A 24,241-nucleotide genomic window follows, 5' to 3' on the forward strand; every position below is an offset into this window, starting at 1 on the left:
CTAGGGAAACACGGGGTCACGATATGAACTTTGAGCTGTCCGATGAACAACGCATGGCGGTGGAAACCGTCCGCCGCTTTCTCGACAACAAGCTTGAGCCGGAAATCCGCCGGCATGGGGAGCGATTCATCCCCAAACCGCTCATGAAGGAATGGACTCAAGCACTGACCGGCTATGGCCATATTACCGCACCGCATCAGGAGCAATGGGGCGGGCTTGATATGGGATGGCTCACTCATCTGCTCATTTTCGAGGAGATCGCCTATTCCTCGCTCGATGTGGCCATACCCGGCTTCATCAACGCGGTTGGCGCAGAACTCATCCGCCGCTTCGCCCCGGAGACGATCAAGCAACGCTATCTTGCCGACCTCGTCGCGGCCGAGAAGTTCGTTTCGCTCGGCATCTCGGAGCCCGATGTCGGCTCGGACGTCGCCGCCATCAAGACACGCGCCGTACGAGACGGCGATTTCTGGGTCATCAATGGCGAAAAGACCTGGATCACCAACGGAGCCTACTCGGACATCTTCATCTGTACGTGCAAGACTGGCGAAAATGAAGTCACTCACATCCTGGTCGATCGTGACGAGAGTGAGTATGAGGTGCGCGATATCCAGAAGATGGCGCTCAACGGCCAATCGACTGCACAGATATTCCTGACCGAATGCCGCGTACCGGTGGCAAACACGATCGGCCGGGTCGGCGATGGATTGCGCAATACGTTGCAAGTGTTCGAGATTGCCCGCTGCCATATGGCGATGTGGAGTATCGGCATCGCACGGCGAGCAATGGATGAGGCGATCGCGTACGCTCGCGATCGCGCGCAGCATGGCAAGAAGATCGCCGGCCATCAGCTGATCGCCGACAAGATCGCCATCATGGCGACCAAGATCGACGCAGCCCGTCTGTTGACGCACCGGGCAATATCCCTCGTCCAGGCGGGCACGCGCGCAGAGACGGAATGCTCGATGGCCAAGTGGTACGCCACCGAAATGGCGATCGAAGCGACGCGCGATGCGCTTCAGATCCATGGCGGCAACGGCGTCACCCGCGAATTCATCGTCGAGCGGCTGGTGCGTGAGGCGATCATTTGCCCCATCCCCGATGGCACGACGGAGATTCAAAAGCTTGTTGTTTCGCGCGCCCTGACCGGCATTCAAGCCTTTCGGTAAGGCTCAGACGAAAACGACAGCGTCGACGGAAATGGAGCCGCGTGCCTGACTCGCACAGGATCAAATGCGCAGATGCGTCGCTCAGGTAAAAGAGGCAGACAAGCGATGGACGAAGAGCTTCGTTTCGATGGCAGGGTAGTGGTTGTGACCGGAGCCGGAGGCGGACTTGGGCGCCAGTACGCGCTGATGTTTGGCGGGCGCGGAGCCAAGGTGGTGGTGAATGATCTGGGTGGCGACGAGAAAGGGAGCGGCAGCTGCTCCACAGCCGCTGACAATGTGGTCGACGAAATTCGAGCCACGGGCGGTCAGGCGGTGGCAAATTATGCGTCGGTCGAGGAGGGCGCGCTGATCATCCAAGCCGCGGTTGACAACTTCGGAACCGTTGACGTCGTCATCAACAATGCCGGCATCCTGCGCGATGTGAGCTTCCACAAAATGACCGACGAAGACTGGACACTGCTTCAGCGGGTCCATCTGAATGGGACGCGGGCAGTGACGCAGGCAGCATGGCCGATACTGCGCGACAAGGGCTATGGCCGCATCGTCATGACCACGTCTGCAGCCGCAATCTACGGCAACTTCGGTCAGGCCAACTATGCCGCAGCCAAGCTCGGAATATTGGGGCTTGCGAACGCGCTGGCGGAGGAGGGGCGGTCCAGAAACATCCAGGTTAATACGATCGCCCCAATCGCCGCATCGCGTATGACCGCGACTGCCTTTCCACAAGAGTTTCTCGCCAATCTCAGAGCGGAAGCGATCAGTCCATTGGTCGGTTGGCTTGCGCACGAGAATTGCAGCGAAACCAAAGGGCTTTTTGAAGTTGGAGCCGGCTATATCGCCAAGCTTAGGTGGGAGCGCGCGCTTGGGCACGCCTTCGGAGCGGACAGGGCGTTCACGCTCGATGATGTCGCCCGGCACTGGGGTAGAATTGTCGACTTCACGGATGCCGAGCACCCGCTCGGGCTGAATGACAGCCTTGAGGCGGTAGAACGGGCGCTGAGAGCGTAATCAACCCGATGAATTACCATGATATTTTTGAGCGGCCGTCGGGCTGCCGATGGCGTCGTGCTGCCGCCAGATATCGATGAGCAGCAGGAATAGTTCTGCAGCGAATTGAATTGGACGACGGCCCTCAAATGCCGCCAAACGGCATGAACTACACAATATCTCCTGGGAAGAGAGGATCAGCCATGAGAGGATGTCTATTGGCTTCTGCCGCGTTGTTGTGCTCGGGAACAGCATTTGCCCAGGAAGCAACGCCCCAGGCGAACGACCAAACCGGGAGCGCCACGGAAGCGCTGGCTGAGGACATTGTCGTTACCGCCACCAAAAAGGGCTATGGCGAAAGCGTGCAGAAAGTACCGATGGCGGTCACGGCTTTTGGTGAAGCGCAGCTGGATGCCAAGTTCGTCCAGAATCTTCAAAGTCTGAGCTACGACGTTCCCAACGTCCAGCTCGAGGATGTGGGTACGGCACCGGGCTATGCCAATTTCACTATCCGGGGCCTCGGCATCAACAGCACGATCCCATCGATCGACCCCACCGTAGGCGTTTTCACTGACGGTATTTACCTCGGCATCAACGCTGGTGTCGTGCTGGACAACTTCGACCTTGAGGGGATCGAAGTTCTGCGTGGACCGCAAGGCTTGCTTTTCGGTCGCAACGTTACCGGCGGTGCCGTGGTTGTGCGGACCACGCGGCCCAGCTTCGATTTTGGAGCCAAAGCCAAGCTATCCATTGAAACGGGACTGAAAAAGACCGTAAGCGGCACGGTTACCGGACCTATCGTCGATGACGTTTTGGCTGCCAAATTGGCCGTCTACTACAGCGACGACAATGGCTGGTTTCGCAACCGCTTCGACAATCGCAGCTTCGGTAAATCACATGACCTTATCATTCGCCCGGCACTTTCGCTCAAGGGTGGCGACCGCTTCCGAATGGATCTCCGCTATGAGCATGGCGATGTCGAAAGCGATGGAGCCCCTGTCCAGAGTCACGCGCTGTTTCCCGCGACAGCTTCAGGTTTTCGATCAATTTCCCAGGTTTCTATGATGCCAAATGGGACCAGGCGATCGTGGAAACCAACATCGATGTCGGTCTGGGCGAAGGCGTCTTCACCAACATCGCTGGCTATCGGAAATTCCGATCCTCCGCGGGCGCTGATATCGATGGAACACCACAGTCCTTCTTTCATGCCTTTTTCGAAATCGACCAGGATCAACTCAGCGACGAACTTCGTTATGCCGGAAGGTTCGGTGACGTCGAATTGACAACCGGTCTATACTATTTTTCCCAGGATCTTCGTTACGCCGAGCTGCGGAATCTTTTGGGCGGTGCTCGGATCGTTTCCGGTGGGGGTACGCAAGACCAGACAACATGGGGCATTTTTGCTTCGACCGACTGGCATTTCACCGATACGCTGACCTTGAATCTCGGCGCGCGGTATAGTTGGGAACGCAAAGCCGTTCGGGTCTCGGCCTTACGCGCAAATGGTTGCAATCTAGACACGCTGATCTGTGCAACCAATTTCGCCGACGCGGCAAAATGGCGAGGGTTTACGCCGAAAATCGGCCTTCAGTGGAAGCCGGATGACGACACGCAGATTTATGGCCTTTACACGCGCGGGTTCCGCAGCGGCGGATATAATTTGCGCAACACCGATCCCGCTGTGCCGCCGGGGCCATTCAATCAAGAGACCCAGGACAGTTTCGAACTCGGCGCCAAGAAGCAATTCGGGCGCCACCGGATCAACCTGGCGGCCTTCTACAATCGCATGAAGGACCTGCAGCGCGAGATCAACCTGCCCGGACCGCTTGGCGTCAGCCAGGTCATACGGAACACCGCCGACGCCACAATCAAAGGCGTCGAGGCCGAGGGGCAGTTTTTTCTTTTGTCCAACCTCGTGATTTCGGGTCAGCTCGGCTACGTGAATGGCCAGTATCGCAACGTCCAGTTCGACCTCAGCGGTGATGGCGTCATCAACGATGTGGATCGTGCGCTCAAATTGCCAAGGCTGTCGCCATGGACCTATGGCGTGGGGCTGACTTATGATCAGCAGCTTGGCGAATTGGGGACAGCAACGGCGCGTGTCAGCTTCACGCATCGCGACAAGGCGGCATTCACCGACAACAACGTCGGCTTCCTTCAGGGCGCCGATATGCTCGATGCGAGCCTCACATTGGCGACCGACAACAAGCACTGGCGCTTCTCCATCTATGGCCGAAACCTCCTGAATGAGGTGACGATTGGCGGCGATACACCTTTGCCGGCGGCCTTCGGGGGCACGGGTGCAAGCCTTTCACCGCTAAACAGGGGGCGCGTCATCGGCGGAGAAGTGGCGATTAGCTTCTAGGCCATTTTCGAGGCGAGTGGAATCACCCGCCAACTCGGAAAATGCCCAAGATCAATTTGCTAGAGCATTTCCTGCCGGAAAGCCGGTTCCCACTTCTGCGCGAAATGCTCTAGCTGATCGCGACGGATGCAGCGGATTTCCGATCGCACCCCGCCCCCTTGCCGTTAATCCGATGGTGCGGTGCGCCATGCCTGACGAACAAGGCTGACGAGCGCACGGCCAGCCGGTTTTACCTGCCAGCGGCTACGCACAGCATAACAAAGCGTCAATGGATCGAATAAACCGATTCCCTCCAAGGCCACGAAATTGGCGCGAAACCATGAGTTCTCGGTGAACTGTTTTGCAACCATCCCGATAGCATCGGATGTGGCAACGATCCGTCGAACCAATTGAAAATAGTCTGTCATGTGGATCCAGTCAGCGGGACGCTTACCGCTTTTTTCGTACATCTGCTGAATGATCGATGTGTAGGGTTCGGAAGATGAGGGCACTACGAATTCGAACTGGACCAGCGGCTCCTTGCTGGTCGGGTTTATCCCCAGAATGGGATGATTGTTCCGCACAAAAGGCAGTATTTCGATCGAGGCGACCCGCTCGCACTTGAATTCCGGCCAGCGTGCAAAGGCCGCTTCAAGTCCAAAGGCGACATCGATATCGCCGCGCGACAGGAGTCGCACGCCCCTTTCGCTGTTGCCCGAAACGACTTCGACGCGCACTGCCGGATGGCGCCGCAGCAAAGAAACCAGAGGTTGGGTGAGCAACCAGTCGATTGACCCTGGGAACAGTCCGATTCGAAGCGGGCCCGCATAGGCGTCGGCGCGGCGGGCTGTATCTCCGAGTAGTTCAGCTGCGTCGGCAAGCAAGCGCGCTGCGCGATCGATAAATTCGCGTCCCTCCTCTGTCGGCATCGCGCCCCGTGAGGTCCGATGGAAAAGGGAATAGCCAAGATACCGTTCGAGTTCAGCGACACTCTTGGTCACCGCCGACTGCGTGACACCAACCGCATCCGCTGCCCTGGAGAAGGAACGAAGCTGACCAACCGCGACGGCATGCTTGAGGCGAGAATCGAGCATGGACATGCCCCACAGGAATAATTGCTCCAGAGAATGAATTAGGCGAATCAAGGTCATTTTGCCAATCTTACTTTCGACACTGCCGCCCAGCACGACTGCAACCCGTCTCGAAATCTGGAGCGGCGAAACGGCCTGGATCAAAGCGCCAAGGTCTCAGACGCAGGTATGCCTGAATGACGAAAACTGGTCCGCTTGCAGGCCTCAAAATACTCGAAATTGCGGGCATCGGCCCGGCGCCGTTTTGCGGAATGCTGTTGGCCGACCTTGGCGCCGATGTCGTCGTCATTGAACGCGTAAGCCCTAACTCCGAAAATATCGATCTTGGCAGCGGCGCCATTGTGAACCGCGGGAAACGTGTAATTGCCTTGGATCTGAAGTCCCCCGAAGGCGTCGCGCATGTCCTGGATCTCGTCCAAAGGGGCGATGTACTGATCGAAGGCATGCGGCCTGGGGTGATGGAGAGGCTCGGCCTTGGTCCCGAGGTTTGCCTAGCGCGTAACCCCCGCCTTGTATTCGGTCGCATGACGGGTTGGGGGCAGCAGGGACCTCTCGCCCAAGCGGCCGGCCATGACATCAACTATATCGCGCTGTCAGGAGCCCTTTGGTATGCTGGGCATCCTGGTGAACCGCCAATGGCGCCGCCAAGCCTGGTAGGCGATATTGGGGGTGGAGCGCTTTATTTGGCCATCGGCGTCCTCGCAGCGGCAATGCACGCCCGGGATACCGGGAATGGGCAAGTGGTTGACGCCGCGATCGTCGATGGGAGCGCTCACATGATGAACTTGCTCCTGAGCCTGAAGGCCGCCGGCCAGGTTGCCAGCATACGCGGCTGCAGCATCCTTGACGGCCCTCACTGGTACTCGACCTATCGGTGCGCCGACGGGAATTTCATCTCAGTCGGATCACTCGAGCCCAAGTTCTATGCGCTGCTTTGCAAAAAGCTGGGGTTGGCCGGCGATAGCAGTTTTGACGACGGCTATGATCGTGATGCCTGGCCCGAGCTCAAGCAGCGTTTTAGCGAGATATTCGCCATGCGGACACGGGAAGAATGGCGCGCACTGCTGGAAGGCAGCGATGCCTGCTTTGCCCCCGTGCTTGATCCGGACGAAGCGGCGCGCCATCCTCATATGGCAGCGCGAGGCGTCTATCGGGAGATCGACAATATCCTTCAGGCAATGCCGGCGCCACGTTTTTCGGGCTCGTCACTACCGATCCCCGGACCGATCCCGCTGCATCATGAAGATCCGAGTACAATTCGGCGGGGCTGGAGCAAACCGGACCGCTGCGGGATTACCGCCAGAACCGACTGTTGCGAGTAGTCGGTTGGCATGGTGGGCGGCCAGCGGCCCGACACGAACGGTGATTTCATAACTATGAACCAATGCGACGCTCCGCTTCGCTGCATTCAAATCAAAGGAGACAACGACACACAGGCACGTCAAACTATCCGATGATTCCTGTACGCCACGCCGGAACGGCGATTGCGGACGTGTCCACGGGACGTTGTTCGCATCGTGATTCGCTCGGCGCTTGAAATCAATGCTCGCCCCGGATGTGACGACGCCGATGGGATTTCCACTGCGGCGGCCACGGCCAATGTCCTGGCGTGAGGGCTTCGGTCATCGACCGATTCGACCGTCCGAATGCGGTCTTTTGGCGCGCCTGAGAATCCGCATCAGAGTTGAGTGCGCGTTGTTCGGGAATCTCATTTAAATATTTGGGGTATCCGGAATTTCTGGTTGATAAAATGCCAAAGATGTAAAGAAGAAAATCTTTCTCAGCGGATTATCTGATTGATCCTCTTCAGCCTACTCTACTGCCAATTTTCTGTTTCCACCTTCGCCTGAGTCTTCATAGCGATGCTGACTAGGGAGGACAGCGAGAGCTGGGCAAGCGTCAAAGCGGTTCTGGTTCATGCGCAATCCGAACACCTGCACAACATTCCTCTTGTAAGAAACCGATCAAATTCTCTAGGTGCCCATACTCGGGTATACAGACAATCGTGCGGCTATGTTTCTCCTGCCGGATCAGCCCTACCTTGGCCATGCGCGCAAGGTGATGTGATAGCGTCGAAGCAGGAATACCCAGCCCCTTCTGGATATCTCCGACCGAAGCCCCATCATGGCCAGCTTTGACCAGAAAGCGGAACACGGACAGTCGGTGACTATTCCCTAGCTCAGCTAAGCTGGCTGCAACCTTTTCGTGATCCATAGCACGCCCCAATAATTCGATGTTTCTAGAATTATAGTTGACAGGTCGGATAAACGCAAGTAGGCCGCGTACATCATTTCGACAATACTAGAAATATAGGAGTAATATTGAATGTCATCTCAACTCCAAGACGCTCTAGGCATGTTCGCCTTTCTCGCTATCGAGCTATCGGTTTTATTCATTGGCATTAGCTTGCTGGTCGGAGTTCTTCAACGTCACATCCCACCATCCAAGGTGGAAGCGTTACTGACTTCCAGTGGGAAGCGAGGCTATTTTCTTGCTGCTGGTTTAGGAGCTATAACGCCCTTCTGTAGTTGCTCGACTATCCCCATGTTGAAAGGGTTGATTCGGGCACGGGCCGGTTTTGGGCCGATGATGGTGTTTCTTTTCTCATCTCCGTTGCTGAATCCTATCGTCGTCGGCCTGCTGGTTGCCACGTTTGGATGGACACTTACTGCTATCTATGTGCTCGCCGCTTTGGTGGTCGCGGTAGGTGCCGGATGGCTGCTTCACACGCTTGGCTTCGAGCGTTATGTGCGCCGGACGGCGACACAAGAGAGCAGTGGATGTAGTTCATCAGCAAGCCCGTGCAGTGCTACATCGACCGCATCGAGTTGCGGCACCAACAGCTGCGACACCACTCCGAAGACGGCTTCTTGCGGGGCTGATAGGAAGACAACAGTCTCTACGTCTAGCGAATGCTGTGACAGTCAACCCACTGTCACGGTTAAGAAAGAAGGGAAGTACAGTGGTGTTGACGTGACCCCCAGCTTTCCCCCAGCTGGGATTAGAGCCGGGCGGTTGTTTTGCGCATAAGCGCGATTGAAGCAATGGGCTGCGTAGTGGAGCCCGTAGGGCGTAGCGAAGCAGGCCATTGCTTATCCAGTTCGGCGGCGAACGCCGCCGGTGTTGCGTAGCCAAGCGATGAGTGCGGTCGCTCCCGGTTGTAATCATCCACCCAGGCGGCGATCTCGACACGGGCATGGGCCATGCTCATGAACAGCGTCTCGTTGAGCAGTTCGTCCCGCATGCGACCGTTGAAGCTCTCGACATAGCCATTCTGCATCGGCCTTCCGGGCGCGATATAATGCCACTCGACGCCGATCTCGCCGCACCATGCCAGCACGGCGTTGCTGGTGAGCTCGGTTCCGTTGTCGCTGACGATCATGCCGGGCTTGCCACGCTGGGCGATCAGCTCGGTCAGCTCTCGAACGACACGGCGACCAGAGATCGACGTGTCCGGCACCGCTGCCAGACACTCCCTTGTCACGTCATCGACCACGTTGAGCACCCGGAACCTCCTGCCCGACGCCATCTGGTCGTGCACGAAGTCCAGGCTCCAGCGCTGGTTCGGTAAGGCGAGCACCGGAGCAGGTGCCCTCGTGCCGACTGCGCGCCTGCGACTGCGTCGACGCCTCACCGCCAAGCCTTCCTCCTTGTAGAGCCTCTGGGTCTTCTTCCGGTTGATCATGATCCCCTCCCGGCGCAGCAGGATGTGCAGACGGCGATAGCCGAACCGCCGTCGCTGGTTGGCCAGCTCGCGCAGCTTCTCACGCAGATCGGCGTCATCGCCCCGGGTGGAACGGTAACGCACGCTCTTGCGATCGGCATCGATGACACGGCACGCCCGCCGCTCGCTCATCCCGTGGCATGCCTGAAGATGAGCGACAGCTTCCCGCTGCGCGGCGGGCGTCAGAACTTTTTTGCCAGAAGATCCTTCAACGCCGCTTTGTCCAGCATCGTGTCGGCCAGCAGGCGCTTGAGCTTGGCGTTCTCGCTCTCGAGCTCCTTGAGCCGCCGGGCATCAGACACCTCCAGCCCACCATACTTCGACTTCCAGTTGTAGATCGTCGCTTCCGAAACCCCGTGTCGCCGGGCCAGGTCGGCGGTCTTCGCTCCCGCCTCCGCCTCCTTGAGCACGCCGATGATCTGCTCTTCTGAAAACCTCGTTCTCTTCATCTCGTCCGTCCTTCTGTCAGGGCCGGACTCTAATCCAACTTGGAGGAAAATCAGGGGGTCACGTCAGTGTGTGGCGGGAAGCTTGGTCGGACTTTATCGATGTGTTGCCTTACCTGCTCATCGGTATTGCGATTGGCAGCGTGATCTATGGTTTCATGCCCACTGACTTATTGGAGCAGTATGCAGGCCCAGATAATCCCTTTGCCATTCCAGTTGCCGCTGTCATCGGCGTGCCGTTGTATATTCGCGCTGAAGCCGTCATACCTCTGGCAGCGGCTCTGATGGCCAAAGGCGTGGGTGCCGGGACGGTGCTAGCGTTGATCATCGGCAGTGCCGGAGCCAGCCTGACTGAGCTCATTCTGTTGCGCTCTTTGTTCACGCTGAAGCTTTTAGCGGCGTTTTTAGCAGTCATTTTTGCTATGGCGATGATTGCCGGTTACGCCACCTACCTGTTTTTCTGATCAAGGCGGGAGATGATTAATTCGTTAAGCCTTCCTGGGTACCAGTTGGTGGATTCTGATGAGCAGAATGAAGACATACATTTTCGGCTTGAAGCACCTACACCAGTAGCCTGCGAGGGGTGCGGCGTGCAGGGTGAGTTCGTACGGTTCGGCAAGCGTGACGTTCCCTATCGTGATCTGCCCATCCACGGCAAGCGGGTCACTCTCTGGGTGGTCCGCCGCCGATACACCTGCCGGGCCTGCAAGACAACATTCAGGCCCCAGCTACCAGAGATGGTGGACGGATTCCGTATGACACTGCGGCTGCATGAGTACGTGGAGAAGGAATCCTTCAACCACCCCTACACCTTTGTGGCGGCACAGACCGGCCTGGACGAGAAGACGGTGCGCGACATCTTCAACGCCCGCGCCGAGTTCCTGGGGCGCTGGCACCGCTTCGAGACGCCCCGCATCCTGGGCATTGACGAGCTATACCTGAACAAGCGCTACCGCTGCATTCTGACCAACATTGAGGAGCGAACCCTGCTCGACCTGCTGGCCACCCGCCGCCAGGACGTGGTGACCAACTACCTGATGAAGCTGAAAGACCGGCAGAAGGTCGAGATCGTCAGCATGGACATGTGGAACCCCTACCGGGCAGCGGTCAAGGCTGTGCTGCCCCAGGCCCGTATCGTGGTCGATAAGTTCCATGTGGTGCGCATGGCCAACGATGCCCTAGAGAGAGTGCGCAAGGGCCTCAGAAAGGAGCTGAAACCGTCCCAGAGCCGGACTCTCAAGGGAGACCGGAAAATCCTGCTGAAACGCGCTCACGAAGTCTCAGACCGGGAGCGCCTCATCATGGAGACCTGGACAGGCGCGTTCCCGCAACTGCTGGCCGCCTACGAGCACAAGGAGCGCTTCTACGGCATCTGGGACGCCACCACACGGCTCCAGGCAGAAGCCGCCCTGGACGAGTGGATAGCCACCATCCCGAAGGGCCAAAAGGAAGTCTGGAGCGATCTGGTCAGGGCAGTGGGAAACTGGCGCGAAGAGACCATGACCTACTTCGAGACGGACATGCCCGTCACCAACGCTTACACGGAGTCCATCAACCGACTGGCCAAGGACAAGAACCGTGAAGGGCGCGGTTACTCCTTCGAGGTGATGCGGGCACGAATGCTCTACACCACGAAGCACAAGAAGAAGGCACCGACTGCGAAGGTCTCTCCTTTCTACAAGAAAACCATCGGTTACGGACTGCCGGACTTCGCAGAGGAACTCAACTACGGAGTCGATCTATCAACCATCTGAGGGTGGTATCAGATTGATGGGGTGAAGGTGCCCCATCAACCATTAAATCCGTATACCCTAGTTTTGAACATGGTATTTTCTCCGTGGGCTCTATGCCCTTCACGCCGACATAATGGCTTGGATCTCCGAATCCCGGCCGAGCAGCCTGGCCAACGGACGCATTACGCCGACCGGGCGTGCTCGGAGCAATCCAAGCCGCTATCGTCGCTCCGACGAAAATGATTTCGCGCCTGACCAATCCCATGAGCCAGGCAAGAGCGACTCGCTCCGGTCGGTCTCCTGGTTTGCGGGTCATCGCTTGAATACACCTTCCCGAACAAATCATTAGGTTCAGTGGCTGCGGAGTGACCCGCCTGTATTTCTCGCTCGCCGCTTACAGTTGCAGGGACAGCCGCAGATTTGACCTTGGAAGGCCTCACTGTGTTCCCGTTACCGGTGCGAATTTACGCTGAATGCGCGCAACGTAGCATCCAGCTAGCTTGTTGTATCGGTTCGTACCTTAAAAAAGAAGGGGCGAAGGGATCATATGCGTCGAACGGTGCGGAAACATCGTCAATCCCCGCCGATGACCATCCAGTCCCGTCCCATTTCGAATGCGCGAATTGAGCTCGTCCCGAGCAGCTGCGCAATAAGCTCGGCAGATTCGACGAGCCGTGGGCCGGGCCGATTGAAATAATGATGGCCATCGACGGCGAAGACCTTTCCTTTGCGAACCGCGGTAAGGTCCTTCCAACCGGAGCGGTCGACGAGCGAACCGAGATCGGCGAGTGTCTTCGGCAATTGATATCCGCAGGGCATAGCGACGATCAGCTCGGGATCGGCGGCGATCAAGTCGTCCCATTCCAGCCACGGGGAATGTTCACCGGCTCGCGCGAATAACGGACGACCGCCGGCCGCCTCGATCAGTTCGGGCACCCAGTTTCCTGCCGCCATCAGCGGATCGATCCATTCGATCGCGGCGACGCTTGGACGATCTATCCTCCGCCCTCGGTTTTCGGCCAGCCCTGCCATGCGCCGTCTCAAGCCGTCGACCACCGAAGATGTCCGCTCGGACAATCCCGCCGCTTCGGCGACCTTGGCGAAATCGCCCCACACATCCTCCAGCGTGTCGGGCGCCAGCGAGAGCAGGACCGGTGCGGTTCCGGTCCACTCGCTCAGTGCCTCCTCCAGATCGGCAGGGGTAACCGCGCAGACCGCGCATTGCGACTGCGTCAGGATGAGGTCGGGCCGCAGGTCGCGCAGCAGCGCGGTGTCGACCTCGTATACCGACAGACCCTGCCGCACGATTCCCTGAACCCGGTCGTCGATCTGGCACGACGTCAATCCCTTCTCCAGCTTGGTGGACGTGACGACCGGCAACCCCTTTACGGATGGCGGATAGTCGCATTCGTGAGAGCGACCTACGAGGTTCTGTCCCAACCCGAGCGCGACGGCGATCTCGGTCGCGCTCGGCAGGAGAGACACTATCCGCGGATGCGCCATGTCAGGCGAGCCGCAGCCGCGGCGTGGGTCCGAAGAGTTTTGGAGCGGTGCTGGTAAGGATCCAGTAGGCGCCCGAAAGTCCTGCGAACCACAGTGCATCGTTCGCGAAGATCTGCCCCACGATCGGCATCGCGAAGGTCTCGGTTCCGCCTACGACCAAAGTGAGCCCGAAGAGCGCAGCCTCGTAGACGAAGAATCCGATCAGAAAGGCACTCAGCGTCCGAAACGAACTCAGCTCGTCACGTTCGCCCATGACGGCGGCACCTGCAAGCATTGCCAGAACCGATGCGATGCCGAGCGCACCGCCCCAAGCGAACGCATAACCCGTATGCGGGTAGCCGAGAACGGTGAACCCCAGCACCTGGTTGGTCGCCCAGATCGCGAGGATCGTCGCCAGCGCGAGCGAGCGGTGCATGGTCGCGGCGGTCACGATCGCCAGAGCCACGAACGGCATCATGCAGGCGGCGGCCAGCGATCCGCCCACGGTCGCCAAGGCGAGTGTGACAGGCCATGCGAACCTAGCAGCCTCCGACTGCGCCGTGATTTCATCCGTCATCGAAATTCTCCCTAGAAGCGTGCGCGCGCGCCGACGGCGAACGAGCGTCCCGGCGTCGCGAAGCTGAAGACATCCTCGTAGTCGGCGGCCGTCAGGTTCTCGACCCGGCCGAACAGCTCGACATTATCCATGACCCTCACGTCGGCGGCGACGTTCAGCAGCAGGTAGTCGTCCAGTTGCACGCGAACCGGCACGAAGGAGGGATCGATGAAGGCGCTGTCGATCGTCTCGCCATTGTAGCGCGCGACGAGCGTGACCCCTCCCGCATCCCCGGGAACGCGCCAGTCGACGGCCAGACTGGCGGTATGCGAGGGCCGACGTACCTCGCGCGTGCCATTCTCGCGGGAACGCAGATAGGTGTAGGCTCCATTGACGCGCCAGGCCTCGCCCAAGCGCGCCTCGCCGGACACTTCGACACCGTTTCTTTCAGAGACGGTGTCGCGATTGCTGGGGCTGGCGACGAAGTTCGGGGGCGGAAAGGAAGTGAAGATCTCGTCGTCCAGTTCGCTTTCGAAATAGGTGACCCCAATCGAAGCGCGCTCACCGAACAGCGATTGGTCTATCCCGATCTCCCATCCGCTCGACTTCTCGGGCCTCAAGTCGGGATTGCCTATAAAGCGACCGTCGACGAAACCGTAGAGTTCGTAGAACGAGGGGTTCTTCACCCCCGATCCTGCTGCCCCGCGCACCCGCGTAGCCGCAGCGATCCGATAGCTCGCCTGAAGTCTGTAGGTCGTCGTATCGGCGAACTGGTCGTTCCAGTCCCTGCGAATCGAGGCGGACGCGCTCGCCCGGTCTCCCAGATCGATCGCATACTGGCCGACGAGGCCGATATTGTCGATCTGCCGACGACCGGTAAATGCGAAGCCGGTCGGATCGGTGTTACGGAACCGTTCGCGTTCGACGTCGAGAGCCGCCGTGACCCGGTGTGTGAGACCGCCAGCTTCGATACGCAACGTCGTATCGTAGGACCCTTTCAGCCTCTGCCCTTCACTGCCGTAGCTGCGTCCAGTCGAAGCGAAACCGTCGCGCCGGGTGTCCGCGATCTGTGCCGACAGCGCATGGGTCCAACGATCGTCGAGCAGGTCCACCTCGCCCCGCACCAGCGCGTAGACAGCCTCGTTCTGGAAACGGTTGCCGGGGCTATCGACCTGGAATCCGAACGTCGGGCTTGCCGGATCGGAATCGCTGTCGTTGAATTCGGCATCGGTGCGTGCGTAGCGCAATACGCCGGTAAGGCGTGCATCGGACGTAGGCGCGAACGTCGTCTTGAGAGACACCGCACCGCTGTCGTTCGCAAGGTCGCGCGTGCCGCCGCGGGCGCCTGGCGTGCCATCGGTGGTGTTGAGCGTGGCGGACAGCGCATAGTCGAGATCGCCGCTATATCCGGCGATCCGGGCAGCACCGTTCAGCGTGCCGAACGAACCGGCTTCGATACGCGCGGCCGCCCCGGGAGCATCGCGGCCGCCGAGCGTGATGTACTGGATGACGCCGCCGATCGCGTCCGATCCGTAGATCGCGCTCTGCTGCCCGCGCAGCACCTCGATCCGCGCCGCCTCGTCGGCGATGAGCGTTCCGAAATCGAATTCGCCAGCGTAGGGGTCGGACACCTCGATCCCATCGATCAGGACGAGCGTATGATTGGCTTCGGCCCCTCGCAGCCGGATCTGCGTCTGGCCGGGAACCCGCCCGACCGCGACACCCGGGACGTCGCGCAGCACGTCGGACACCTCGCGCACTTGCCGCCGATCGAGGACCTGCTGGTCGAGGATCGTGACCGATCCGCCAACCTGATCGATCGGCACGGGATCGGTCGCGCGGTTCCCGGTAACGACGATCGAGGTCGTGGAGGTTTCAGGATCGGCATCGGGATCGATCGTTTGCGCGAGCGCCGGACTTGTCAGGAATGCGGAAGACAGAAGCAATAAATGAACGTATTTCATAGACACGAATTTCCAGGGCGCCAGGCGACTTGGCCGGAGCGTCCGCGCAAACGCGGTCGACGAGACTGCCAGGGGACGGACGCGTGCATCCCCCGGCGGTCCTGCCGATGCGGCTCCAACCGCTACTCGTCGCCCAGACGAAATTCGTTTCGCGCCCGGCCAATCCCATGAGCCCGGCAAGAGCGACACGCACCGGTCGGTCTCCTGGCTCACGGGTCACTGCACGCGACATACCTTCCCAGACGGACATCGCCGCCCAGTGGTCGTGGAGCGAACCCCACTCATGTCACGCGCTCGCCGCTTACAGTTGCAGGGACAGCCGCAGAATTGGCCCGGCAAGACCTCACTGCGTTCCCGTTACCGGCACGCACTATCGGCGAGCGATTTCGCCGACGCTGGACGCTCTAGACTTCACCCGAATGTTCGGCAAGCATGAGCTTGCATAGTCGAGCGACCAATCAGCGCGCTCACTCGGGAGCTTGAAGAACGGATGGCTGGAAGAACTATCGGTGCTGTAACGGCGGACTTAAGTTGGTAATGTTGCCCGGACCAAAGTGGGAAACGCCATTGGAGGCCAGAACCTGGCTCATCGAACAGCGCCGCGTATTGAAGTGGTCCCATAAGGACGTGGAGAAAGCCTTTTTTTCATGCGCGGTCAAAAGTGATCTTTATATTGGACCCGGCGGAGGCAGCAGATTTGATCGGGCTACGGAAAAGCGCGTGGCTCGATTCGAACGGGAAGGCGACGCTATCCCGGATTGGATGTTCTGGATGCCTCTTGTCGTTCAGCACGCGCAGGTCGCGTATGAAGATCGCTGGGACTGGGAACGCGAGAACATCCCGCAACACAGCGATGTCAGGCGCGAGCGCGAAGAAGAGGAGTATTACGCTCGGCTGTTCGAGCTCAACGATCAGGAGATCGCTCTCTTGTCTCGCTTTCGAGAAATGGACCGCGACGAGCGCGAGGTTCTCGGGGCGATGCTTGAACCACAAACCTTTTGCAAAATCAGAGCTTCACTGGCGCGAAACTCCAACGGCTCGAAACTCTAAGCGGGCCATTCGCTTCAAGGTAGTTTCGAGCAGCCGGCGCACGGCGATCAGTCTGTGTCATCCGGCCAATCGTCATAGCTGTCCGGCAGATGGCTCAGATCCTCAGGCGGGGTCATGAACTCTTCTCGCTCCATCTTCGTCATCATGTCGGTCCGGATGCTCTTCTGCAACTGCTCGTCCCAATCGGGAATTGCAGAAATGCGCACCAGCATCACTTCGACTTCACCGTTATCATAAATCTCGAACGTCCGCGTCTTCGCAAGTTCGACATAATTGCCGAGATCCTGCGCGAGCTCGTCGACCGAGATGCGAAAACATGCATGTGGTTTCATGGGATCAGAACCTTTCGATTGCTTACAACAATCCCGCCGACCGCTGAGCCGTGTGGGCGATGCGGTCGGGCAGGCAAAAAGGTTCGTGAGCGTGATAGCCAATCGGGCGCGGAATGGAAGCCCCGCTCGCAGCTTTCGATGAAAGCGCGCTCTTCTAGCGTTCGAGCTGACGCATCAGATACCCCGCGCCTGCCGGCGTGACATTCACAGCGATCGCGAGCTTGTTGCGTGTCAGCGAAGGCAGTGCGACCCGCAGCTCGGCCGCTTCGGCGAGCCGACTGCGCCTGGTCCGCTGGAAACGCGTGCGCAGATCGCCCACATCCCGCTCCATCCGACAAAGCGACCGATAGGCGGCGGGAGCTTGTTCGGCGATGCAGTCCGCGACCGCCGCGGTCCATTCCTTCGCCGAACCGCACAGGAACTTCTGTCGCGGTACCAGCGAGGGAAGCGTATGCGCCGACAGTCCTGACCGCCGCAACATGGCCGGGACCATGAGGTAGGCGAGCCAGGCCTTGGGATGGTCGTGGTTGAAAGCGATCTCACGGCCGTCCGGTAGCCAAGCGACCAGGCGGGTGTGATCGGCGGACCTGTCGATCAGTCGACCCATCTCCGCCATGCGTGCGCCGATCGAGGCGAGCGTAGGTTCGAGGTCGGGTTCTTCCGCCATCCGTCGCAGCGCCCGCCACAGCGGGCCGTAGTGCACGAGATCGGCATTCGCCCAGATCGCCGCTTCGCGCTCCGGATCGATCAGTGAACCAAGCAGACGGCGGACTTGGCGGGCGTGCGGACCTCGGTCCGGTTCGAGACTCTCGAGGAAGTAATGGACGATCGCGACGACGCTCAGCGGATCGTTGCGCCCTTCGCCGCTACGGGGCGGCAAACCTGAACCGGCGAACCAGGCTTCGATATGGTTGGCGTCGATCGGCACGCCGGCGTTGCATGCGGATCTGGCGGCGCCCTCGAAACGCGCGCGGATGGTCCAGGCGACCCGCGCCGGGCTATGGGCGAGGCGCCCGTCGAGCCTTCCGAGCTCGAGGAGAGGGTCTGTCGTTGCAGGCATCGTTTTCTCGAAAACCCTAACGAACGTAGCCGCCTATAGATTCCGCGCGAAAGCAAAATGGTACGTTGCTTTCCCTCTCTCGTACGGTCCGTGCATAGACATGTGATAAGGAGAACTTATCACATGTTGCGGAGTGTGCTGTTTGAGTTAGTTTTATGCCGGCATGTCCGATATCTCGCCCCCCTCCGCGTTGCCCGGTAGCGCTCTCGCCGCGCTCGAAACCGACCTCGCGCTCGCGCTACGCGCGCCGAATGTCGCCGTCGATCGCGAACTGCTCGCCGCTTACGTGGAGGCGGCCGCGCCCAATTCGATCCGCGCGCTGCGGCAGGATGTCGAGGCGTTCGACCTGTGGTGCCGCCGCAGCGACGCTCGCGCGTTTCCGGCAACGCCCGGGATGGTCGCGGACTGGCTGAAGCATCGGGCGAGCGAGGGTGCCGCGCCCGCCTCGCTGGTGCGGTACAAAGCATCGATCGCCAAGGCGCACCGGCTGCTCGACCTCGACGATCCCACCAAGCACGAGATCTGCCGGCTCGCGATCGCGGCGCATCGCCGCAATGTCGGCTCACGGCAAAAGCAGGCGCGGCCGCTGCGATTTCGCGGCGCGGTCAAAGATCCGGTGCAGGCCACACCGCGCGGCATCCATATCCGCGCGATCCTCGGGGCCTGCGATAATACACCCACCGGGCTGCGCAATCGCGCGCTGCTCTCGGTCGCCTACGATACCGGCCTGCGCGCGAGCGAGTTGGTCGCCGTCGCAGCCGAGGATATCGTCGAGGCGCTCGATCCCGATGCACGTCTACTGCGGATCGGGCGGCACAAGGGCGACCAGGAGGGTGAAGGCTCGACCGCCTACCTCTCGCCGCGCAGCGTACAGGCGCTCCAAGCTTGGCTGCATGCCGCCGACATCAGCGAGGGGCCGGTGTTCCGGCGCGTGATTGTGCGGCGCTACGCCGATCGGCCAGCGCGCAGGCGAATCGATCCAAATACAATCTCAGGGCGCGCGATCTGGGATCCGCGCAAGTTCGCGGCGAAGGCAGCGGTTGCGGCGCGGACTGAATACAATGTGGGCGAGAAGGCACTGCACCCCGGCTCGGTCACGCCAATCGTGCGTGGCATGATCGCTAGCGCAATCGATGCGGGCGCGTTCGGCGATCTCGACAAAGAACAGGCGAGGAAATTGGTCGCAGGATTCAGTGCACATTCGACGCGGGTCGGGTTGAACCAAGATCTGTTTGCGATCGGCGAAACGCTCGCCGGGATCATGGATGCGCTGCGGTGGAAGTCGCCAAAGATGCCGCTAGCATACAACCGCAATCTTGCTGCCGAAGCTGGCGCAGCAGGTCGGCTACTATCGAAGCTAGATTAGGTCGTTCGGCGAGCGGTGTTTCGCAGCTGACACCGGCAGCTTTGCGCCCTCATATTGGACATTTGATCGGTCTCGTCGCGATCCTGAAACCTGCCACTGGACTAGGTAGTAGCTGAGGGCGGCTTCGTGCCCTCAATTCGGAAATCGGAGATACAAATGCCGATCTCGAAAGCCGACATTCTCCAAGTGCAAGGCAGACTGTTCGCGTAAGGCTTTTGACAACACCAGATCAATGATCTAGCAGTTTGACTTCGGGCACTTATTCCGGCGCCCGGTAAGGCAATGCGCCCAAGTCCGGCTCGATGAGCTGTGTGCGAAGGACGCGTTGATGAATTCTCCCGCTAATTCAGGTTCCGTAGAACAAACTCCGATCCCGTTTTCCGATGGGGTGCGTGTCTGGGCGCGCATAGCCGCGTTGAGCTTTGGTGGGCCAGCCGGCCAGATCGCGGTGATGCACCGCATTCTAGTCGATGAAAAGCGCTGGATCGGCGAGAACCGGTTCCTGCATGCGCTCAATTACTGCATGCTCCTGCCCGGACCGGAAGCCATGCAGCTTGCCACCTATATTGGCTGGTTGCTCCACGGCGTTCGCGGTGGCCTCGTCGCAGGATGCCTGTTCGTCCTTCCCGGCTTCCTCAGCATTATGGCGCTTAGCGTGCTCTATGCCAGTTTTCAGGAGGCCAGCTTCGTCCAGGCGATTTTCTTCGGCATTAAGGCGGCGGTGCTCGCCATAGTCATCGAGGCCCTGCTGCGCATCGGGAAAAGGGCATTGAAAACTTGGCCCATGTATCTGATTGCCGCCGCAGCCTTCGTGGCGATATTCGCATTCGATGCACCTTTCCCGCTGATTATCGCGGCCGCCGCGCTGGTCGGTTTTCTTGGAGGGCATTTCGATCCTGCACGCTTTCTGGTCATTCGCGCCCGTGAAACGACCGAGGACGGGGAGAGCGAGCCGGAAGCCGTGCTTCATACAGGCGGTATGGCGAAAGCGCAGCCTACATGGCGCGGAGCAGTCCGCACGGCCTTGATCTGGGGCAGCATCTGGGCAGCTCCCATAATTGCGCTGATCCTTCTTGTTGGCCCAAATCACGTGTTCACGGAACTGGCGGTTTTCTTCTCCAAGCTCGCGGTCGTGACATTCGGGGGCGCGTATGCCGTGCTGGCCTATATGGCGCAGGAAGCCGTGCAGACGCATGGCTGGCTTGCCCCCGGTGAAATGCTCGATGGGTTGGGCATGGCGGAGACCACGCCGGGTCCACTGATCCAGGTCGTCCAATTCGTGGGGTTCATGGGGGGATATCGCGAAGCAGACATGTTAGGCCCGGTGGCTTCGGGCATCGCGGCTTCGGTCATCGTCACGTGGGTCACGTTCGTGCCGTGCTTCCTATGGATTTTCCTTGGTGCGCCATTTATCGAAAAACTGCGCGGCGTGAAGCTTCTGACAGCGGCGCTTTCGGCGGTGACGGCAGCAGTCGTCGGTGTGATCCTAAACCTTGCCATCTGGTTTGCACTGCACGTTGCCTTCGCACGGCTTGACGAGGTTCGAGGTTACGGCGCACGCCTGCTCGTGCCGGACTTCGCCACGATCGACGTCGCCTCCGTCGTCATTGCCGCTGCGGCCCTGATCGCCATGCTGCGCTTCAAGATCGGGATGTTGCTCGTTCTCTTCGTGAGCGCACTCATTGGGTCGCTGTATTACCTCGCAATGATGGCTGGCACCTGAAATCACATCCAAGGAGAACTAAGATGAAGCAATTACGCAGAACATTGTTCGTCGGCGGCTTGGCTCTATCGCTATCAGCGATGTCGGCGGCTCTTCACGCGCAGGATAATCTCGGCAATCTCGAGGCACTGATTTTCGAGGCATCGCACTCGGAGGTCACCATGACCGACGATGGGGTCGCACGCATCGGTTGGACGCGCGCCGACGTGCCGGTGATGGTCGACGGCATGCGCCTCGATCCCCCGGCAGGTCTCGGCTCATGGGCTGCCTTCAAACCCGTCGATGGCGGAGTGATGGTCATGGGCGACACGGTCGTATTCGAGGATGAGATAACAGCCGCGATGGACGCTGCCCTCGCCAACGGGTTGACCGTCACCGCGCTGCACAATCACTTCATATTCGACGATCCGCCGGTCTATTTTATGCATATCGGCGGGCATGGGGAAACCGCCAAGATGGCAGCGGGTGTAAAAGCCGTTTGGGATGCCATCAAGGAAGTGCGCGCCGCCTCGCCGACGCCGCAGCGCAGTTTCGGTGGCATGACGCCGGATGCAAACGGCACGATCGAAGCCCTGGCGCTGAGCGAAATCTTGGGCACCGAGCCAAGCATCGCCGATGGTGTCGTGAAATACACCTTCGCTCGCCAAGGCCGCATGCACGGCGTTGAGATCGGTGGTTCGATGGGGCTTACGACCTGGGCGGCGTTCTCGGGCACCAACGACCTTGCCGCCGTGGATGGTGACTTCATCATGACCGAGGACGAAGTCCAGCCCGTGCTCCGCGCACTGCGCGAGCGGGATATCCATATCGTAGCATTGCATAACCACATGATCGGCGGTGAACCGATGTTTTACTTCCTCCACTACTGGGGAATGGGTCCAGCAAAAGAGCTTGCAGCGGCGATTGCTGCTGCCCGTAACGCACAGGCCGAAACCGGATAGGCGCAACCATTCCGATAAAAATCAGTACGGCAGCGATCGCTTGCACCTCATTGCGACAGGCATTGTCTTCGAAATGGCAGGGAACGTGAGTTATGTCGCTAGCTGGTGGGCATGTCTTTGAATGCGATGTGGATGGGACACGGCGCCGCGATTTGAATCGCGACCGGATTGTCCGTTTTCTTAGGAAAGCTCCCGAAACCAGACTGTCTCGAAGCGGCCCATGATTTGTCATCGAGTGCAGGCGTGCTGACGGTCGAACTCGGGAAGTCAATATCGTATTGATGATGCCCGAAAATTAGCGTGGAACGCCGACGTCGCTGGACCTTAAATAGCCTTTCAGTGCAGCGGACAACATGGCCGCAACGCAACCACCACGTGGGATAAGCTACGCCAGATTTCCTCCGCTTGGACAATTGGGCGCGATCGCCCAAGCAAGTTAGCTGTGGAACAGAAGCTGCAGCGTGCCCATATGCTAAGCCATGTTGAAGACCCTTCGTATCGCACGCCGGGACCGGAAGCGCTTGGAGGAACTATTCAGCGTCACTTCCCGCTATGGACTCGGCCTTCTGCTGGCGCGGATAGGGCTGGACCGGACGGGCAGCGACGATGCCGGCGACGGGTCGTCACATAGCCTGCCTCGGCGGACCCGCCTTGCCATGGAAGAGCTTGGGCCAACCTTCGTGAAGCTCGGCCAGATCCTGGCGACACGCGCCGATCTCCTATCTCCGGAATGGATCGCCGAACTCGAGCAATTGCATAGCAAGGCGCCGACGCTTCCCTTCGAGGAGTTGCGACCGATTGTCGAGGAGGCGCTTGGTGAGGCGCCCGAATGCACCTTTGCGGAATTCGATACAGAACCGCTGGCGGCGGCCTCCATGGCGCAGGTCCATCGTGCGACGCTGCACGACGGGCGCGCGGTGGTGATCAAAATCCGCCGGCCCGGCATTCGTCCGAGGGTGGAGGCTGATATCCGGCTCCTTGCGCATATTGCGACCCTTGCGGAACGCGGCAGCACCGAAGCCAAGCGCTTCGGACCGAGCCGGATGATGCGGCAGCTTGCGGACGCGATGGTCGAGGAACTCGACTTCACGAATGAAGCGCGCAATGCTGATCGTCTGCGGACGGATTTCGCGAACGAGCCCAGTGTCGTTGTGCCCGAAATCCACTGGGAATGGACGTCCGAGACGTTGCTCGTCATGGATTACATAAACGGTGTGCCGCCGAGCAATGCGCAGGCTCTGGTCGCTGCAGGGCTCGATCCGACCAGAATAGCAGCGCTGGGCGCCGACATGGTGCTCGACATGATATTGGTGAACGGCCGGTTCCACGGCGATCCGCACCCGGGGAACCTTCTCTGCCTGCCGGGCAACCATATAGCTCTGCTGGACCTGGGCATGGTTGGTTATGTATCTCCGCGCAGGAGAGAGGAATTCGTCAGCTTCGTGCAAGCGCTCAGCACTGGCAGCCCCGCGCAGCTCGCCGACGTGCTGACGCGGTGGTCAGTGGGCGACGACGTTCCGGCCGACCGCGTGCTCTCCGCATCCGAACGGCTGATCGCGCGCCATGGCAGCGGTCGATTGGTTCTGGGCGCCATGGTAACCGATTTCCTAGGGCTGATGCGCGACGAGCGCATGACGTTACCACCCGATCTTCTCCTGATCTTCAAGGCGCTGATCACGATGGACGGCGTGTTATCGAAAATTGAACCGGATTTCGACCTGACGCATGCCATGCGACGCTCTTCGTTTCGAATCGCGCAAGCGCGGTTGTCGCCCGAGCACTGGGCTCCCGTTCTGCAGGGCGTCGCCTGGGAATTGCTCAAGATCGGAGATGATGCGCCGCGCCTGATCCGGGCAGCGATCCGCCGGTTGGAGCAAGACAGAACGCCGCCGGCTTCATCGCCTTCGGATCGCAGCCGCGCGAGTGCCGACATTCGCTGGGTTGCAGCTGCAATCGTCTCAGGCGCCGTGATCATGGCGATAGCGCCCTGGTTTTATTAAGCCGTGGTCGGCGAGCCCGTCGAATTTCGGTTGAGTCATTAGCTGAATGGCAGCCTTGTGCGCTCACGCCGCTAACATCGGACAGTCGGCTTGCGGCCCAGTTTCTGCATCGATCTGTTACCCGTAAGACGCTCAGCCTGGGGAAGTTCGCGTTAAGTCCGAACGCAGCTAGGTTCCTCGAATTTTTCGAAGAGCCAGGTGATTAAGACTGATTAAGGCTTGACTGCCAAACCTACATCCCCCCTCTGCTTACCAGTCGTCAATTTCGAATCT

21 protein-coding genes and 2 riboswitches are annotated in these 24,241 nt (G+C 59.7%); of the genes, 13 read left to right on the forward strand and 8 right to left on the reverse strand.

The window, feature by feature from the left end; translation table 11 throughout:
- Positions 1 to 23 precede the first annotated feature (23 nt).
- From EL2594_RS10580 to EL2594_RS15655, 4 genes are all read left to right on the forward strand, one after another.
- Complete coding sequence (locus EL2594_RS10580) at positions 24 to 1,169, forward strand: acyl-CoA dehydrogenase family protein (protein ID WP_011415064.1); 1,146 nt, start codon at positions 24 to 26, stop codon at positions 1,167 to 1,169.
- Between the two features lie 105 nt (positions 1,170 to 1,274).
- Positions 1,275 to 2,177, forward strand: coding sequence for an SDR family oxidoreductase (locus EL2594_RS10585; RefSeq protein WP_011415065.1), 903 nt, complete (start codon positions 1,275 to 1,277; stop codon positions 2,175 to 2,177).
- A 143-nt stretch (positions 2,178 to 2,320) separates the two neighbouring features.
- Complete coding sequence (locus EL2594_RS15650; RefSeq protein ID WP_233994265.1) at positions 2,321 to 3,439, forward strand: TonB-dependent receptor plug domain-containing protein; 1,119 nt, start codon at positions 2,321 to 2,323, stop codon at positions 3,437 to 3,439.
- The gene (locus EL2594_RS15655; protein ID WP_231679523.1) at positions 3,334 to 4,521 is read left to right on the forward strand and encodes a TonB-dependent receptor; all 1,188 of its coding nucleotides are present in this window, start codon (positions 3,334 to 3,336) and stop codon (positions 4,519 to 4,521) included. Before EL2594_RS15650 ends, EL2594_RS15655 begins: the two co-directional genes overlap by 106 nt.
- Before the next feature lie 164 nt (positions 4,522 to 4,685).
- Here the strand turns inward: EL2594_RS15655 and EL2594_RS10595 are convergent, their stop codons facing one another.
- Positions 4,686 to 5,735 carry a LysR family transcriptional regulator gene (locus EL2594_RS10595; RefSeq protein ID WP_011415069.1) on the reverse strand — a complete coding sequence of 350 codons (1,050 nt, stop codon included), beginning with the start codon at positions 5,733 to 5,735 and terminating at the stop codon, positions 4,686 to 4,688.
- Positions 5,736 to 5,767: 32 nt separating this feature from the next.
- Between EL2594_RS10595 and EL2594_RS10600 the strand changes: the two genes are divergently transcribed.
- The gene (locus tag EL2594_RS10600; RefSeq protein WP_041685272.1) at positions 5,768 to 6,913 is read left to right on the forward strand and encodes a CaiB/BaiF CoA transferase family protein; all 1,146 of its coding nucleotides are present in this window, start codon (positions 5,768 to 5,770) and stop codon (positions 6,911 to 6,913) included.
- A 577-nt stretch (positions 6,914 to 7,490) separates the two neighbouring features.
- Here the strand turns inward: EL2594_RS10600 and EL2594_RS15170 are convergent.
- The gene (locus EL2594_RS15170) at positions 7,491 to 7,805 is read right to left on the reverse strand and encodes an ArsR/SmtB family transcription factor (RefSeq protein ID WP_000349485.1); all 315 of its coding nucleotides are present in this window, start codon (positions 7,803 to 7,805) and stop codon (positions 7,491 to 7,493) included.
- Positions 7,806 to 7,916: 111 nt separating this feature from the next.
- Here EL2594_RS15170 and EL2594_RS15175 point away from each other — a divergent pair, with 111 nt between their 5' ends.
- Positions 7,917 to 8,621, forward strand: a complete 705-nt coding sequence (locus tag EL2594_RS15175; RefSeq protein ID WP_267878781.1) for a permease — start codon at positions 7,917 to 7,919, stop codon at positions 8,619 to 8,621.
- Here EL2594_RS15175 and EL2594_RS10605 read toward each other — a convergent pair.
- Positions 8,593 to 9,764 (reverse strand): IS3-like element ISEli1 family transposase gene (locus tag EL2594_RS10605; RefSeq protein WP_155805911.1). Its coding sequence is split into 2 segments (ribosomal slippage): positions 8,593 to 9,512 and positions 9,512 to 9,764, totalling 1,173 coding nucleotides; the frame shifts between segments, so codons are not numbered across the junction. The two genes, EL2594_RS15175 and EL2594_RS10605, sit on opposite strands and share 29 nt — an antisense overlap.
- Before the next feature lie 68 nt (positions 9,765 to 9,832).
- On the opposite strand from EL2594_RS10605, the gene EL2594_RS10615 reads away from it, so the two are divergent.
- Positions 9,833 to 10,225 carry a permease gene (locus tag EL2594_RS10615; protein WP_008294181.1) on the forward strand — a complete coding sequence of 131 codons (393 nt, stop codon included), beginning with the start codon at positions 9,833 to 9,835 and terminating at the stop codon, positions 10,223 to 10,225.
- 12 nt (positions 10,226 to 10,237) lie between these two features.
- Positions 10,238 to 11,515, forward strand: coding sequence for an ISL3 family transposase (locus EL2594_RS10620; RefSeq protein ID WP_000610830.1), 1,278 nt, complete (start codon positions 10,238 to 10,240; stop codon positions 11,513 to 11,515).
- A 251-nt stretch (positions 11,516 to 11,766) separates the two neighbouring features.
- Positions 11,767 to 11,967, reverse strand: a riboswitch (cobalamin riboswitch).
- A gap of 100 nt (positions 11,968 to 12,067) precedes the next feature.
- On the opposite strand, the gene EL2594_RS10625 is transcribed toward EL2594_RS10620, so the two are convergent.
- Genes EL2594_RS10625 through EL2594_RS10635 form a run of 3 tightly spaced genes read right to left on the reverse strand, consistent with a single transcriptional unit; the run spans position 12,068 to position 15,496 of the window.
- Positions 12,068 to 12,997 carry a cobalamin-binding protein gene (locus EL2594_RS10625; RefSeq protein ID WP_011415074.1) on the reverse strand — a complete coding sequence of 310 codons (930 nt, stop codon included), beginning with the start codon at positions 12,995 to 12,997 and terminating at the stop codon, positions 12,068 to 12,070.
- 1 nt (position 12,998) lies between these two features.
- Positions 12,999 to 13,553, reverse strand: coding sequence for a hypothetical protein (locus EL2594_RS10630; protein ID WP_011415075.1), 555 nt, complete (start codon positions 13,551 to 13,553; stop codon positions 12,999 to 13,001).
- An 11-nt stretch (positions 13,554 to 13,564) separates the two neighbouring features.
- Positions 13,565 to 15,496, reverse strand: coding sequence for a TonB-dependent receptor plug domain-containing protein (locus EL2594_RS10635; protein WP_011415076.1), 1,932 nt, complete (start codon positions 15,494 to 15,496; stop codon positions 13,565 to 13,567).
- Between the two features lie 176 nt (positions 15,497 to 15,672).
- A riboswitch (cobalamin riboswitch) is annotated at positions 15,673 to 15,896 on the reverse strand.
- 167 nt (positions 15,897 to 16,063) lie between these two features.
- Here EL2594_RS10635 and EL2594_RS10640 point away from each other — a divergent pair.
- Positions 16,064 to 16,546 (forward strand): hypothetical protein, encoded by a 483-nt coding sequence (locus EL2594_RS10640; RefSeq protein WP_041685275.1) that lies wholly within the window; start codon positions 16,064 to 16,066, stop codon positions 16,544 to 16,546.
- Positions 16,547 to 16,593: 47 nt separating this feature from the next.
- On the opposite strand, the gene EL2594_RS10645 is transcribed toward EL2594_RS10640, so the two are convergent.
- Complete coding sequence (locus tag EL2594_RS10645) at positions 16,594 to 16,878, reverse strand: hypothetical protein (protein WP_011415078.1); 285 nt, start codon at positions 16,876 to 16,878, stop codon at positions 16,594 to 16,596.
- A gap of 154 nt (positions 16,879 to 17,032) precedes the next feature.
- On the reverse strand, positions 17,033 to 17,938 hold the full coding sequence (locus tag EL2594_RS10650; protein WP_011415079.1) for a hypothetical protein: 906 nt from the start codon (positions 17,936 to 17,938) through the stop codon (positions 17,033 to 17,035).
- A 163-nt stretch (positions 17,939 to 18,101) separates the two neighbouring features.
- Here EL2594_RS10650 and EL2594_RS10655 point away from each other — a divergent pair, with 163 nt between their 5' ends.
- From EL2594_RS10655 to EL2594_RS10670, 4 genes are all read left to right on the forward strand, one after another.
- The gene (locus EL2594_RS10655) at positions 18,102 to 19,304 is read left to right on the forward strand and encodes a tyrosine-type recombinase/integrase (protein WP_011415080.1); all 1,203 of its coding nucleotides are present in this window, start codon (positions 18,102 to 18,104) and stop codon (positions 19,302 to 19,304) included.
- A 328-nt stretch (positions 19,305 to 19,632) separates the two neighbouring features.
- Positions 19,633 to 21,027, forward strand: coding sequence for a chromate efflux transporter (gene chrA / locus EL2594_RS10660; RefSeq protein WP_041685277.1), 1,395 nt, complete (start codon positions 19,633 to 19,635; stop codon positions 21,025 to 21,027).
- Between the two features lie 80 nt (positions 21,028 to 21,107).
- Positions 21,108 to 21,968 carry a DUF1259 domain-containing protein gene (locus tag EL2594_RS10665; RefSeq protein WP_011415082.1) on the forward strand — a complete coding sequence of 287 codons (861 nt, stop codon included), beginning with the start codon at positions 21,108 to 21,110 and terminating at the stop codon, positions 21,966 to 21,968.
- 479 nt (positions 21,969 to 22,447) lie between these two features.
- Positions 22,448 to 23,968 (forward strand): ABC1 kinase family protein, encoded by a 1,521-nt coding sequence (locus tag EL2594_RS10670; protein WP_011415083.1) that lies wholly within the window; start codon positions 22,448 to 22,450, stop codon positions 23,966 to 23,968.
- The last annotated feature ends 273 nt before the right edge of the window (positions 23,969 to 24,241 follow it).

This window comes from Erythrobacter litoralis HTCC2594 (genome assembly GCF_000013005.1).
GTDB classification, from domain to species: Bacteria; Pseudomonadota; Alphaproteobacteria; order Sphingomonadales; family Sphingomonadaceae; genus Parerythrobacter; species Parerythrobacter litoralis_A.

Coding starts and splice junctions, on each gene's coding strand:
- EL2594_RS10630 (WP_011415075.1), bottom strand. CDS start 13,553: ATGACGGATGAAATCACGGCGCAGTCGGAGGCTGCTAGGTTCGCATGG.
- EL2594_RS10585 (WP_011415065.1), top strand. CDS start 1,275: ATGGACGAAGAGCTTCGTTTCGATGGCAGGGTAGTGGTTGTGACCGGA.
- EL2594_RS10655 (WP_011415080.1), top strand. CDS start 18,102: ATGTCCGATATCTCGCCCCCCTCCGCGTTGCCCGGTAGCGCTCTCGCC.
- EL2594_RS10650 (WP_011415079.1), bottom strand. CDS start 17,938: ATGCCTGCAACGACAGACCCTCTCCTCGAGCTCGGAAGGCTCGACGGG.
- EL2594_RS10670 (WP_011415083.1), top strand. CDS start 22,448: ATGTTGAAGACCCTTCGTATCGCACGCCGGGACCGGAAGCGCTTGGAG.
- EL2594_RS10635 (WP_011415076.1), bottom strand. CDS start 15,496: ATGAAATACGTTCATTTATTGCTTCTGTCTTCCGCATTCCTGACAAGT.
- EL2594_RS10625 (WP_011415074.1), bottom strand. CDS start 12,997: ATGGCGCATCCGCGGATAGTGTCTCTCCTGCCGAGCGCGACCGAGATC.
- EL2594_RS15170 (WP_000349485.1), bottom strand. CDS start 7,805: ATGGATCACGAAAAGGTTGCAGCCAGCTTAGCTGAGCTAGGGAATAGT.
- EL2594_RS10580 (WP_011415064.1), top strand. CDS start 24: ATGAACTTTGAGCTGTCCGATGAACAACGCATGGCGGTGGAAACCGTC.
- EL2594_RS10620 (WP_000610830.1), top strand. CDS start 10,238: ATGATTAATTCGTTAAGCCTTCCTGGGTACCAGTTGGTGGATTCTGAT.
- EL2594_RS15650 (WP_233994265.1), top strand. CDS start 2,321: ATGAACTACACAATATCTCCTGGGAAGAGAGGATCAGCCATGAGAGGA.
- EL2594_RS10645 (WP_011415078.1), bottom strand. CDS start 16,878: ATGAAACCACATGCATGTTTTCGCATCTCGGTCGACGAGCTCGCGCAG.
- EL2594_RS10600 (WP_041685272.1), top strand. CDS start 5,768: ATGACGAAAACTGGTCCGCTTGCAGGCCTCAAAATACTCGAAATTGCG.
- EL2594_RS15175 (WP_267878781.1), top strand. CDS start 7,917: ATGTCATCTCAACTCCAAGACGCTCTAGGCATGTTCGCCTTTCTCGCT.
- EL2594_RS10665 (WP_011415082.1), top strand. CDS start 21,108: ATGTCGGCGGCTCTTCACGCGCAGGATAATCTCGGCAATCTCGAGGCA.
- chrA (WP_041685277.1), top strand. CDS start 19,633: ATGAATTCTCCCGCTAATTCAGGTTCCGTAGAACAAACTCCGATCCCG.